General features: G+C 74.3%; 10 protein-coding genes. 4 read left to right on the top strand and 6 right to left on the bottom strand.

Translation table 11 applies throughout. The features are described from left to right. Nucleotides 1-11: 11 nt before the first annotated feature. From OIE69_RS34350 to OIE69_RS34335, 4 genes are all read right to left on the bottom strand, one after another. Entirely contained in the window at nucleotides 12-698 is a 687-nt protein-coding gene (locus OIE69_RS34350) for an HAD family hydrolase (protein WP_326578452.1), read from the bottom strand. Nucleotides 699-702: 4 nt separating this feature from the next. Beyond that, nucleotides 703-1,353, bottom strand: coding sequence for a 3,4-dihydroxy-2-butanone-4-phosphate synthase (gene ribB, locus OIE69_RS34345; protein ID WP_326578450.1), 651 nt, complete (start codon nucleotides 1,351-1,353; stop codon nucleotides 703-705). Nucleotides 1,354-1,465: 112 nt separating this feature from the next. Beyond that, nucleotides 1,466-2,809, bottom strand: coding sequence for a glycoside hydrolase domain-containing protein (locus tag OIE69_RS34340; protein WP_326578448.1), 1,344 nt, complete (start codon nucleotides 2,807-2,809; stop codon nucleotides 1,466-1,468). A gap of 179 nt (nucleotides 2,810-2,988) precedes the next feature. Beyond that, the gene (locus tag OIE69_RS34335; RefSeq protein WP_326578446.1) at nucleotides 2,989-3,435 is read right to left on the bottom strand and encodes a hypothetical protein; all 447 of its coding nucleotides are present in this window, start codon (nucleotides 3,433-3,435) and stop codon (nucleotides 2,989-2,991) included. A gap of 128 nt (nucleotides 3,436-3,563) precedes the next feature. Between OIE69_RS34335 and OIE69_RS34330 the strand changes: the two genes are divergently transcribed. Together OIE69_RS34330 and OIE69_RS34325 are read left to right on the top strand one after the other, a co-directional pair. Further along, nucleotides 3,564-4,721 (top strand): ROK family transcriptional regulator, encoded by a 1,158-nt coding sequence (locus tag OIE69_RS34330; protein WP_326578444.1) that lies wholly within the window; start codon nucleotides 3,564-3,566, stop codon nucleotides 4,719-4,721. A 196-nt stretch (nucleotides 4,722-4,917) separates the two neighbouring features. Then, entirely contained in the window at nucleotides 4,918-6,540 is a 1,623-nt protein-coding gene (locus OIE69_RS34325; RefSeq protein ID WP_326578442.1) for an alpha/beta hydrolase, read from the top strand. 27 nt (nucleotides 6,541-6,567) lie between these two features. Here the strand turns inward: OIE69_RS34325 and OIE69_RS34320 are convergent, their stop codons facing one another. Then, nucleotides 6,568-7,332 carry a GntR family transcriptional regulator gene (locus OIE69_RS34320; RefSeq protein ID WP_326578440.1) on the bottom strand — a complete coding sequence of 255 codons (765 nt, stop codon included), beginning with the start codon at nucleotides 7,330-7,332 and terminating at the stop codon, nucleotides 6,568-6,570. A gap of 249 nt (nucleotides 7,333-7,581) precedes the next feature. Between OIE69_RS34320 and OIE69_RS34315 the strand changes: the two genes are divergently transcribed. Continuing rightward, nucleotides 7,582-8,328: an SDR family oxidoreductase gene (locus OIE69_RS34315; RefSeq protein ID WP_326578438.1), complete on the top strand. Its 747-nt coding sequence runs from the start codon at nucleotides 7,582-7,584 to the stop codon at nucleotides 8,326-8,328. 18 nt (nucleotides 8,329-8,346) lie between these two features. Here OIE69_RS34315 and OIE69_RS34310 read toward each other — a convergent pair whose 3' ends face one another. After that, the gene (locus tag OIE69_RS34310; protein ID WP_326578436.1) at nucleotides 8,347-10,170 is read right to left on the bottom strand and encodes a tetratricopeptide repeat protein; all 1,824 of its coding nucleotides are present in this window, start codon (nucleotides 10,168-10,170) and stop codon (nucleotides 8,347-8,349) included. Nucleotides 10,171-10,575: 405 nt separating this feature from the next. Here OIE69_RS34310 and OIE69_RS34305 point away from each other — a divergent pair, with 405 nt between their 5' ends. Then, entirely contained in the window at nucleotides 10,576-12,027 is a 1,452-nt protein-coding gene (locus OIE69_RS34305) for an NCS2 family permease (RefSeq protein ID WP_326578434.1), read from the top strand. The last annotated feature ends 208 nt before the right edge of the window (nucleotides 12,028-12,235 follow it).

Here is a 12,235-nt window from a genome sequence, read left to right as displayed (position 1 = left end):
CCGGCGGCGCCTCACACCGTGCCCTCGCGCACCAGCGGGCCGGGCTGGGGCGCGAGGAGGCGGGTCAGCAGCGGCAGGGCGGCGGCTGTCGTGGGGGCCTGGGCCGCGGGCAGGTGGGCGACGTCGGGCGGCAGCGTCATGCCGCCCCGGGGGACGGCGAGGACGCGCATGCCTGCGGCGGTCGCTGAGCGGATCCCGTTCGGGGAGTCCTCGACGGCCAGGCAGCGGTACGGCGGGACGCCGATCTCGGCGGCCGCGCGCAGGTACGGGTCGGGCGCGGGCTTGGCGCGGGCCACATCCTCCCCGCACACGACGGCGCTCAGCCGTCCGGACAGGCCCAGCCCGTCGAGCACCGCCAGGACGAAGCGGCGCGGGCTCGCCGTGGCCAGGCCGACGGGGCCGTGGCGCCCGGCTTCGAGAACCAGGTCCACGGCTCCGGGCAGCGCGGGGACCCGCCCCGCGGCGACCTCGCCGGTCGCGGCGGTGGTGCAGGCCTCGACCACTTCGGCGGGGTCGGCCGCGCCGCCGCACAGGCCGGCGACGTACGCCGCCCAGCGGCCGTTGCCGTGCAGGGCGGCGGTGTCCTCGGCCCGCCACGGGTGACCGTGGCGGGCGGCGAAGGCGGCGCAGACGCGGACCCAGGTGTCCGCGCTGTCGACCAGGGTGTCGTCCAGGTCGAAGATCGTCGCTCGGGTCATCCGGTCACACCGTCGCGGGGTCCGCGAGGCGCGGTCCGTTCGACAACTGCTCGATCGAGATGAGCGCCAGGCCGTGCCGGTCGGCGAAGGCGCGCAGCCGGTCGAAGCGGGCGACCGAACCGTCGTCCTCGCAGACCTCGCTGATCACTCCGACCGGGGGCAGCCCGGCACGCCGCAGCAGGTCGACGGTGGCCTCGGTGTGGCCGCGTCGCTCGGCGACGCCCCCGGCGCGGGCCCGCAGCGGGAAGACGTGCCCGGGGCGGTGCAGTTGGTCGGGCCGGGTCGCGGGGCCGGCGAGTGTCCGCGCCGTGAGCGCGCGGTCCTCGGCGGAGATCCCGGAGCCGGCCCCGACCGCGTCGACGGAGACGGTGTAGGCCGCCGTGTCGAAGCCGGGACGGGGCGGGACCATCAGCGGCAGTTCCAGGCGGTCGGCGATCTCCGGCGCCATGGGCGCGCAGATCAGGCCGCTGGTCCAGCGGACGAAGAACCCCAGGGTCTCCGCGGTGGCGAACTCGGCCGCCATGACCAGGTCGCCCTCGTTCTCGCGGTCCTCGTCGTCGACGACGATGACGGGCCGTCCGGCCCTCAGGTCGTCGACGGCTACGGACACGGTGTCCAGGCCGGCGGCCGGGCGTGGCGTCGATGCAGACGTCACAGGAATTGTCCCTTCGTCGGATCCACCCCCCGCGGGATGCATCGGTGACCGAACGAGGGAACTTGAGAAACCCGTACGCCGAACGGGCTTTCCCCTTGACGCCGTGCGGGGCTCAGCAGCGCGGGAGGGGCTTGCTGTACGTCGTGGCGGAGGATGTGGCCACGTAGTGGTCGGAGACGTAGCGGCCGTTGTCGAGGCGGTTCCAGATCCTGGTCGTGCCGACCTTGGAGCCGGACTTCTGGCAGACGACCCAGGCGAGGGCGCCGTTCGGCGACTTGCCCTTGGCGGCGTGGGAGGTGCCCGGGCCGCTGCGTTCGGTGAGGCCGCCGGTCGCCGTGACCTGGTACGGGAGGACGCAGCGCGGCAGGGGGGCGCTGTAGCCCGTGGCCGACGGGGTGCTGACGTAGTGGTCGCTGACGTAGGTGCCGTCGGTGAGCTTGTCCCACACGGGGGTGGTGCCCACCTTCAGGCCCGGGGCCTGGCAGACGACGCTCAGGGCGGAGCCCGTCGCGTGGGTGGTCACGACGGGATAGGTCGTCGAGGGACCGCTGCGGGCCTTGAGGGCGGTGGAACTCGTCACGCTGTAGGTGAGGGCGACGGTGGCGACGGGCGCGTCGAGCCGGTCGTTGTCGATGTTGACGGTGACGCCGCCGTAGGTCTCGTCGTGGCTGCCGCGGTACTGCTTCGCGCGCTGGTGGACGGGCCACTTGGCGTCGGCGACGCCGCTCCAGCCCTTGAGGGTGTCGGCGCCGTCGTAGCGGGCGATCCACAGGGCGTCGGGGCGGGCGTAGGAGGCCGAGGTGTAGACGTCGGCGAGCTGCTTGGCGCCGAGGTTGAGGTTCATGTAGACGCCGGATACGTAACCCAGCCGGTGGAGTTCCTTCGTCCAGGCCGACAGGTAGGTGAGGACGCCGGTGCGGCAGGCGGCGTCGGTCTGGGTGTAGTGCTCGATGTCGTTGTAGAGGGCGCTGCCGGGCCGCATGCCCAGCGCCTTGGCCGCGGCGACGGCCTCGGCGGCGGCCCTGGTGCCCTGGGTCCGGGCGGAACCGGGGGTGGTACTGATCTTCGCGTCGCCGGGCCGGGCGCCGCAGGGCGGCTGCAGGCCCTTGTGTATCGGCAGCAGGCGCCACTTGAGTCCGGTCACGGAGGTGACCCAGGCGGCCGTGAGCTGCGGCTGGGCGCAGGTGCGGTTGACGCCCGATATGTACACGCCGAGCGCGCGGTACGGGGAGGCGTTCCACGCCTGGATCGTCGACAGGGCCGGCGCGGTGCACGTGTCGAAGGCGAGCCCCGCGTAGCGGGTGGCGCTCGCCCCCGCGGGGTAGCCGGCCGGGGTGGCGGGCTCGGCGGAGGCGGCGGGGGCGAGGACGAGCGCGGTGGCGCCGCCCAGGACGAGGGCGCAGGCGGCGGCGAGGAGTCTTCTCGCGGCGCGGCGCAGGAGGTGCGGGTTCGGCATGACGGCCCCCCGGTACGGCACGGCGCCATGGCGCCGGGATCGCTGTGTCAGCCGTGCCAGCGGTGCGCGCCGTGTGTGCCGGGCCCGCGGTGCCCGAGTCGTCGCGCTTGATGACACATCAGGCTGTTCCGGGCAAAGGGTAGTGGGCGCGCGGCGGGGCGTCGAGGTGTGCGACGTGGTCAGGGTACGGCCGCGGCGTCGCCGACGGCGGCGACGAGCTGGAGGGGCAGCTCCCGGTCCCACTGCCCGACGCACACGCCGATCCAGCGGCCGTCGACGCGCCAGGCCCACGCCTCGTGGGCGTAGGTGCACAGGGTGCGGAGCGGGCGCGGCACCGGCTCGCCCTCGACGAGACGTTCGAGGTGAGTTGCGAGGTCGACCGTCTCCGGGGCGCCCCAGCGCTCCGTGAACACCTCGACCAGTGCCTGGCACTCGGCTTCCATGTCGTCCTCGGCCTGCCGTCCGTCCGCCGGGTCGCCGTCGGCTTCCCAGGAGTCCTCGCCGATGCGGAGGTCCGCTATGTGGTAACCAGGGCCGCTTTCGACCGCGCCGGAGCGCTCTTCGCGCGCCGGGAAGGGGCGGGCGCGCAGCGCGTCGACGGTGGCCACATGGCCGGGCAGGTCCATGGCTCCAGTAAACCCCGCGCCTGTGACACTTGACATCGAGTCAGTAACCCTGTGCCGGTGCCACTCGCCGCGGGCCGCCGGGACGGGTACGATCCGGCCAACACGCGCGCGAGCAGGGAGGACGTACGTTGGGGCGGCTCACCGGCGGGGACCCGTCCCTGCTCCGGCGGATCAACTCCGCGGTGGTGCTCCATGCGCTGCGCGGCGGGCCCGCCGTGAGCCTGACCGAACTGGTGCAGACGACGGGGCTTTCGCGGCCCACCGTCGAGGGCGTGATCGAGGGCCTGGCGGAGTCGGGCCTGGTGGTGGAGGTGCCGCAGGAGCCCGGTGACGCCCGCAAACAGGGCCGTCCGGCCCGCAGGTTCCGCTTCCACGCGGAGGCGGGGCACCTGCTGGGCGTGGAGATCGGGGCCCGGCAGATCCGGGCGCTGCTCTCGGACCTGAGCGGCCGGGTCCTCGGGTCGCTGACGCACGACGTCGCCGACGCGCTGCCGGCCGACGAGCGCCTGGAGCGGGTCCGCGGCACCGTCGCCGAACTGCTGCGCAAGGCCGGTGTGGCCCGCAGCACGCTGTGGGCGGTCGGTGTGGGCAGCCCGGGGATCGTGGAGACCGACGGCGCGGTGCGGCTGAGCACGGCGCTGCCCGGTTGGACGGGGCTGCCGCTGGGCGAGCGGTTGCGCCGGTCGTTCCGCTGCCCCGTGCTGGTGGAGAACGACGCGAACGCCGCCGCCGTCGCCGAGCACTGGAAGGGCGCGGCCGCCGGCACGGACGACGTGGTGTTCGTGCTGGCGGGCCTCAGCCCCGGGGCCGGGTCGCTGATCGGGGGCCGGCTGCACCGCGGCTTCGGCGGGGCCGCGGGCGAGATCGGGGCGCTGCACCTGCTGGGCCGCGAAGCGAGGCCGGAACGGCTGCTGTCCACGACGGGGACGCCGCTGCACCCGCTGGACGAGTCCGCGGTGGCCGAGGTCTTCGCGCTCGCCAAGTCGGGGGACGTCCAGGCGCGGGAGGCCTTCGACCGGTTCCTGCAGCGCCTGGTGCACGACGTGGCGGCGCTGGTGCAGGCGATCGACCCGGAACTGGTGGTGATCGGCGGCTGGGCGGCCGGACTGGACGGCGTACTGGAGCCGCTGCGCACCGAGTTGGCGCGCTACTGCCTGCGGCCCCCGGAGGTGGCGCTCTCGGCGCTGGGGCACGAGGCGGTCGCCACGGGGGCGCTGCGGCTCGCGCTCGACCACGTCGAGGAGCAGTTGTTCGCGGTGGCCCGGACCTCGCTGCTCGGCCGCTGAGCCGCACGCCGCGGGAGCCCGAACGGCAACGGCGGCCCCCGAAGCGGCGGGACCGCGGGACCCGGCCAGGGCAATACGGGCGAAATTCCACGGCTCATCGGCCTGCCTGCTTTGCCGGGTTGTCCGACCAGCCGACGATCCGTCGCATCGGCGAGCGTGCCGCGCCGGCGGGCGCGGCCGGCGAAAGGGCGTCCGCGTGCGGCGAGCAGTGGTCCTGGCAGTGTCCGTGGTGCTGACGGCCGGCGCGGCGACCGCCCCGGCCGCCGCGCACTTCCCGGAGCCCGTGGTCGCCGAGCAGTTGCGGATGGCGGGGGCCTCGGTGGCGGCCCGGGCGGCCGGGGCCGCGGGGATCGACTTCGGGGCGTGCCCGTCGGACAGCGGACTCAAGGCGCCCGTGCAGTGCGGCACGGTCCGGGTCCCCGTGGATTACACGGAGCCGGCAGGCGCGAAGATCGGCCTGCTCGTGAGCCGCCTGCGCGCCGCCGGCCCCGCCTCCGTCCGGCAGGGCTCCCTGGTGTTCAACCCGGGCGGCCCCGGCGCGTCGGGGCTCTGGTACCCCGCGGTGGGCCGGCCCGGGGTGGGGGCGGTGACCCGCAAGGTCTGGGAGACCGCGGCCAGGACGTACGACCTGGTGGGCTTCGACCCGCGCGGGGTGGGCCACTCCGCGCCGCTGTCCTGCCCGGACCCGGCGGCCACCCGGCACGCCCCCGGCGCCGACCCGCGCGCGGCCACCGCCGCGGTGAAGGCCGCCAAGCGCGCGGAGGCCCGGCGCAGGGCGGAGAGCTGCGGCGCGCGGGGCGGCGCGCTGCTGCGGAACATGCGCACCGCGGATCTGGCGCGGGACCTCGACGTCGTCCGCGCCGCCCTCGGCGAGCCGCGTCTCAACTACTACGGCGTCTCCTACGGCACCTACCTCGGCGCGGTGTACGCCACCCTCTTCCCCTCGCACGTGCGCCGCATGGTCGTGGACAGCGTCGTCAACCCCGACCCGCGCGGCGTCTGGTACGGCGCCAACCTCGCCCAGGACGTGGCCTTCGAGCGCCGCTGGGCGGACTGGCGCGCCTGGGCGGCCGGGCACGACGCCGTGTACGGCCTCGGCGGGACGCCCGGCCGTGTGCAGGCGAGCTTCGACCGGGCGATGCGCATGCTCGGCAAGCGCCCGGCCGGCAACGTGGGGGCCGGGGAACTGCACTCGGCGGCGGTCCAGGCCGCGTACTACGACCAGCGCTGGGTCTCCTTCGCCCATCTGCTCTCGCGCTACCTGCGCGGGGACGACGACCCGCTGATCGCCGCGGCCGCCCCCGACCCCGGGGCGGCGAAGGACGAGGAGAACAGCGAGGCGGTCTACCTGGCGGTGGAGTGCTCGGACGCGGCGTGGCCGCGCGACTGGAACGTGTGGGACCGCGACAACTCACGGGTCGCCCGGCAGCACCCCTTCGAGACCTGGGCGAACGCCTGGCTCAACCTGCCCTGCGCCTCGTGGCCGGTCGAGGGCGGGCGGGCGGTGGACGTCGGGGCCCGCCCCGGGTCGGGGCTGCCGCCGGTGCTGATCGTCCAGTCGGAACGGGACGCGGCGACGCCGTACGAGGGCGCGGTCGAGCTGCACCGCAGGCTGCCGGGCTCACGGTTGATCACCGAGGCGGGACGGGGCTCGCACGGCCTGATCAGCTTCTGGAACGAGTGCGTCACCGCACGCGTCGACCGCTACCTGGTGTCCGGCGCCACCGGCGACCGGGACGTCAGCTGCTCCGGGCACCCGCTGCCCGTGCCGTCCGGCAGCGGCGGCGCCAAGGACGCCAACACGGGCCGCTTCTACTGACCGGACGGGACGGGGGCGGCGCCGGGGTCACGACGCGGCCGCGTGCCGCTCCTGGCCGTGGTGGGTGATCTCCATCGCGCCGCTGTCGCCGAACGTCAGCCGGCAGGTGTCGGCGCGGTACGTGGCGACGGCCACCGCCGCGACGCGTCCGCCGCTGAAGTAGCGGGTGGTGACGACCAGCACGGGGGCGCCGGGCAGCCGGTCGAGCTGCTTGGCGTCCTCGGCGCGGGCCGAGCCCAGCTCCACGGCCCGGTCGTCGCCGTCGAGTTCGACGGCGTGCAACTCCCGCAGGACGGCGGGGGCGTGGTCGGCCGGAGTCAGGTCGCCGGGAAGGCCGGGAACGGAGGCCCGGGGGACGTAGAGCAGCTCCGTGGCGACGGACTGGCCGCCCATCGAGCGGACCCGGCGGACGGTGTGCACCGCCTCGTCGGTGTCGGTGCCGAGCACGTCCGCGACGGCGGCCGGGGCGGCGGCCTCTACGCAGCCCACGGTGCGCCAGGCGTCACCGGTGGCGCCTGGCCAGCTGCCGCTCGACGGGCCGACGGAGACACCCACGCGGGGCGGGGCGACCATGGTGCCGACACCGCGGCGGCGCTGCAGGCGGCCCTCGAGCTCCAGCTGCTCCAGCGCCTGGCGCAGGGTGGCCCGGGCGACACCGAAACGGGCGGCGAGATCACGCTCGTTGGGGAGGATCTCACCGACCTCGAACTCGGAGTCGAGCGCGTCGATGAGGACGGTCTTGAGGTGCCAGTACTTGGGCTCCGGCACATTCTCGAGCTGCGTGGTCCCCACCCTGTCCTCCGCAATCCGCCTGACGCCGTCCGGGGTTTGTTCAGCCTTGTTTCCGAACGGCTCTTTATTAAAGGTTCTTGCACTACTAGGCGACGATAGAGCTGCCCCCCGAGTTGGTCAAGACCAATGCTGAGGGGCCCGGGCATGTGCGGACGGCGGGACCGCGCACCGTTCACGAGGTGTTCGCGCCCGTCATGCGCCGTTCGTCCGCTGGTAGCGTTCGTGATCACGTCGAGCGAGGGAGCTGCCATGGGTCCGGTCACGGTGGTCACCGGAGGCGGCCGCGGCATCGGCGCGGCGGTCGCCCTGCGGCTGGCCCGCGAGGGGCACGCCGTCGGCATCGGTTACGAGAAGGACGCCGACGCCGCCGAGGACACCGCCCGCAAGGTGCGGGACACGGGCGCCCGCTGCGTCGTGGTGCGCGTCGACACCAGCGACGCCGCACAGGTGGACGCGCTCTTCGACACGGTGGGCGAACAGCTCGGCGCGGTGACGGGCCTGGTCAACAACGCCGGCGTCACCGGGCCGCTGGGGCGGTTCACCGAGACCCCGGTCGAGGTCATGCGCCGGGTGATCGACGTCAACGTGATGGGCGCGATCATGTGCGCCCGGCGCGCGGCTCTGGAGATGTCCACCCGGCACGGCGGCCGCGGCGGCGCGATCGTCAACATCTCCTCCGGCGCCGCGACGCTCGGCGGTCCCGGGGAGTACGTGCACTACGCCGCCAGCAAGGCCGCGGTCGACGCCCTGACCGTGGGCCTCGCCAAGGAGCTGGCGCCGGACGGCGTCCGCGTCAACTCCGTGCAGCCCGGCATGATCGTGACCGACATCCACGCCGCGATGGGCGACCCCGAACGGCCCTGGCGCAACCCGGACCGCGTGCCCATGCGGCGGCCCGGAGAGCCGGACGAGGTCGCCGGCGCGGTGGCGTGGCTGATGTCGCCGGACGCGTCGTACACCACGGGCGCGGTGCTGCGCGTCTCCGGCGGTCTGTAGCGTCGCGGCGCGCTCCGGCTACTGTGAGGCGGCGGCCTCCTCGTCGTCCTCCGTGTCGATCACGCGGAGTATGTCGGTGGCGAGCGCGGCGACCTGCGGGATCAGCTCCGGGGTGGCCAGGGCCAGATGGCACAGCGACCAGGTCAGGGTGACGACCCGGGTCCGCCTCGCCTCCAGGGCGTCCAGCAGGCGGCGCCCGACGAGCTCGGCCGCGTCCTTGCGCACGGCGGGGTCGGTCCAGGCGGTCGCGACGATCGCGAGCGCGGCCGCCTCGCACACCCAGTCCTCGGCGTTGTTCAGCACGTCCACGAGGAGCGCGCGGCGCCGGGAGACGGCCCAGGGCTCATCCGTGCGGTGGTGCGCCAGACCCAGGCACGCCCAGACCTGCACGCAGCGGATCCACAGGTCGGGGGCCTGGGCGGCGAGCGCGCGGCCCATCTCGTCCTCGCGCGGGGCCGGCGGGTGGACGAGCACACCCAGCAGGTCCTCGGGGTCGAGCCCGGAGAGCGCCACCGCGTCGTCGTAGGCCGCGACCAGGTGCGGCCAGCCGTGCCACGCCAGACGGCGCACCGCTTCGGCCGCCTCCGGGGACGGCGGGCGCACCGCGGGCCGTGCGGTCGTGCCCTGGTAGGCCCAGAGCTCGGCCTCCACGGGGCGCGGGGGGATCCGCGGATCCGGCTCGGGCACGGACTGGATCTCGGTCACCGCGTTCGGGTAGGCGGCGCGGAGCGCGAGCAGCGCGCTCGGCGGCTCCAGCGCGGAGATGGTCAGCGTCAGCCCGGCGTCGCCCGGCACGGACTGCCCGAGCGCCTGGTGCAGCAGGCTGATGACGGCCTCGTTGCCGCCGGGTATCCAGTTGAGCCACGGCGTGCCCTGGCTCAGCCGGGCCAGCAGGTCCGCCGCGTAGCCGTGACCGGGCTCGGCCCGCAGGTGGTCGGCGAGGGCGACCAGATGCCGCAGGTCCGGCTCCACGGCGTGGCGCAGCGCGTGCACCGCGGGGGCCGCCTTGGGGTGCGAGGGGTCGGCCGCCAGCGCCCGCTCGGCCCACGCCACGCCCTCGGCGGGACGGCCGAGACCGTCCAGCAGCTCGGCGATGTCGACGTACAGATCGAGGTCGGAGGGGTCGCGGGCGACCTCGCGCCGCCAGACCTCCAGCGCCTCCTCGGAACGGCCGGCGCTGCGCAGCGCGTAGCCGAGCATCACCGCGGCGGGGTGGGAGGGTTCGAGCTCGTACGAGCGCCGCGCCCAGCCCACCGCCTCCTCGGTGCCGCCCATGCGGCGGGCGAGGGTGGAACCGCACCACAGCAGCATCGTGTGGTCGGGATGGCGCGCGGCGCTCGCGCGGACCAGGTCGAGCAGCGGCAGCAGCGGGCCGCGCCGCTCCTCGTCGACCGGGTCGGGTAGTTGCGGCGCGACGCGCGCCGCCGCGCGGGCCACGGTGTCCGGCGCGACGAGCTCCGCGATGTCGGGGCGGCACAGCCACGCCACGTCCAGCCAGGGCCGCTGCGGTTCGTGCCCGGCGCACTGGGCGAGCAGGCCGACGGCCTCGTCCCAATGGCCCGCCACCGCGCAGAGGTGGCCGCGCGCCGCCACGGTGCCGATGAACGCCCGCTCCTCGGGGGCGAAGTACGTCAGCGCCGCTTGCGCGCCCCCGACGCGCGCGGCGAACTCGGCCAGCGCCTCGTGGATCTCGGGGAGCCCCGGGTCGCGCGCCAGCGCGTCCTCCAGGTGCCGGGCCGCGTGCCCGAGGTCGCCCCCGGCCAGCGCGATGCGCGCGGTGGCCACTTCACCCTCCGCCTCCAGGCGCGCCCCGCTCTCGTGACCCTCCGGATGACCGTGCACAGCCGCTCCCCACCTCGAACCGCTCCTGGCGCCTCCGCCCCGTGGGCACCCTAACCGACACCCCTGAACGCCCTTCCGGTGCGGCCCGGAGGGTCCTCCACGTCTGTCCGCCGCCGGGACGGGGCGTGGTGCGCACCGTCGGCGCGCGGCGCGGTGTCGTCGTGGCGGCCGGCCGGTCGGGCATCTCGACCCCCGCATTACTCTTTGCCGGATGGGCCGGTGCGCCGGGACAGCCGAACCGCCGGCGCACCCCGTACGCAACTCCCGGCAGCGCCCTTCTGCCGCGCAATGCCGATTCGTTAACACAAGGAAACGGATTCAAAACCCGAGCGGGCGCTTCGGCGTACACAATCCCTCCAGCCTCCAGCAGGTTGCCCGGTTGTTGCACCAACCCCGAGGAGCACCATGTCCGCTCAGGCCACCGACGTGGCGAAGGGCTCTCCGCCACCACCACCTCAGAACGCACTGGACCGCTACTTCCGCGTCGGGGAGCGCGGATCGACCTTCGGCCGCGAAGTCCGCGGCGGTTTCGCCACCTTCTTTACGATGGCGTACATCCTCGTGCTGAACCCGATCATCCTGGGAAGCGCGAAGGACAAGTTCGGACACGTCCTGTCGACCGGTCAACTGGTCACCGCCACCGCGCTGGTGGCGGCCGTCATGACGATCGTCATGGGCGTCGGCGGCAACCTGCCGCTGGCCATCGCGGCGGGCCTCGGCCTCAACGCGGTCGTCGCCTTCCAGATCGCGCCCCTGATGAGCTGGGACGACGCGATGGGCCTCATCGTCATCGAGGGCCTGGTCATCTGCGTCCTGGTGGTCACCGGGCTCCGCGAAGCGGTGATGCACGCGATACCCCAGCCGCTGAAACAGGCGATCAGCGTCGGCATCGGCCTGTTCATCGCCTTCATCGGCTTCGTGGACGCCGGCTTCGTCAGCCGCATCCCGGACGCCGCGAACACCACGGTTCCCGTGCAACTGGGCGGGAGCGGGGCGTTGTCGGGCTGGCCGGTGCTGGTCTTCTGCCTGGGCGTGCTGCTGACGATCGCCCTGCTGGCCCGGAAGGTGAAGGGCGCGATCCTGATCAGCATCGTCGCCATGACGGTGCTGGCGATCGTGGTCGACGCCGTCGCGGACGTGAAGAGCTGGGGCCTGACCACGCCCAAGGTGCCCGACGACGTGTTCGCCGCACCGGACTTCGGGCTGCTGGGGCACTTCAGCCTCTTCGGCGCCTTCGCCGAGGTCAGCTTCATCACGGTCGTGCTGCTGGTCTTCACCCTGATCCTGTCGGACTTCTTCGACACCATGGGCACGGTCGTCGGCATCACGACCGAGGCGGGCCTGCTGGACGAGGAGGGAAAGGTCCCGAACCTGGGCCGGGTGCTGCTCATCGACGGTGCCGCGGCGGTCGCGGGCGGCGCCGCCTCCTCCTCGTCGAACACCGCCTACATCGAGTCGGCGGCCGGGGTCGGCGAGGGGGCCCGTACGGGCTTCGCCAACCTGGTCACCGGCGGCCTGTTCGCGGTGGCCCTCTTCCTGAGCCCGCTGCTGACGATCGTGCCGCTGCAGGCGGCGGCCCCGGCCCTGGTCGCGGTCGGCTTCCTGATGATGACCCAGGTCAAGAACATCGGCTGGGACGACTTCGAGATCGCCGTCCCCGCGTTCCTGACGATCGCCGTGATGCCCTTCACGTACTCGATCACCAACGGCATCGGTGCCGGCTTCATCGCCTTCGTGCTGCTCAAGGCCGTGCTGGGCAAGGCCCGGCAGGTGCACTGGCTGCTGTGGGCGGTGTCGGCGCTCTTCGTCGTCCACTTCGCGATCGACCCGATCGAGCAGCTGCTCGGGGTCAAGTAGGCATCGGTGGGCCGCGGGGGCCGGTGCGGCCTCCCGCGGCCTCACGATGAAGACCCCGACCGGGACGGGGGCCCCCGGTCGGGGCCGCTGGCCGAGCCGGCGTTCCGCCCCCGGCCCGTATCTGTCGAACTACCGGCGCGGGGAGGGAGTTCCCGCCCGTTCCGGACCCCCCGGTGTGATGTGGCGCACGCCCGCGCCGGGCGCCGCC

It is taken from the genome of Actinacidiphila glaucinigra (assembly GCF_035918135.1).
In the GTDB taxonomy this organism is placed as follows: domain Bacteria; phylum Actinomycetota; class Actinomycetes; order Streptomycetales; family Streptomycetaceae; genus Actinacidiphila; species Actinacidiphila glaucinigra.
Note: the sequence above shows the minus strand (reverse complement) of the source record. Positions and strands in the feature narration are given on the sequence as shown.

Coding starts and splice junctions, on each gene's coding strand:
- OIE69_RS34335 (WP_326578446.1), bottom strand. CDS start 3,435: ATGGACCTGCCCGGCCATGTGGCCACCGTCGACGCGCTGCGCGCCCGC.
- OIE69_RS34315 (WP_326578438.1), top strand. CDS start 7,582: ATGGGTCCGGTCACGGTGGTCACCGGAGGCGGCCGCGGCATCGGCGCG.
- OIE69_RS34305 (WP_326578434.1), top strand. CDS start 10,576: ATGTCCGCTCAGGCCACCGACGTGGCGAAGGGCTCTCCGCCACCACCA.
- OIE69_RS34340 (WP_326578448.1), bottom strand. CDS start 2,809: ATGCCGAACCCGCACCTCCTGCGCCGCGCCGCGAGAAGACTCCTCGCC.
- OIE69_RS34350 (WP_326578452.1), bottom strand. CDS start 698: ATGACCCGAGCGACGATCTTCGACCTGGACGACACCCTGGTCGACAGC.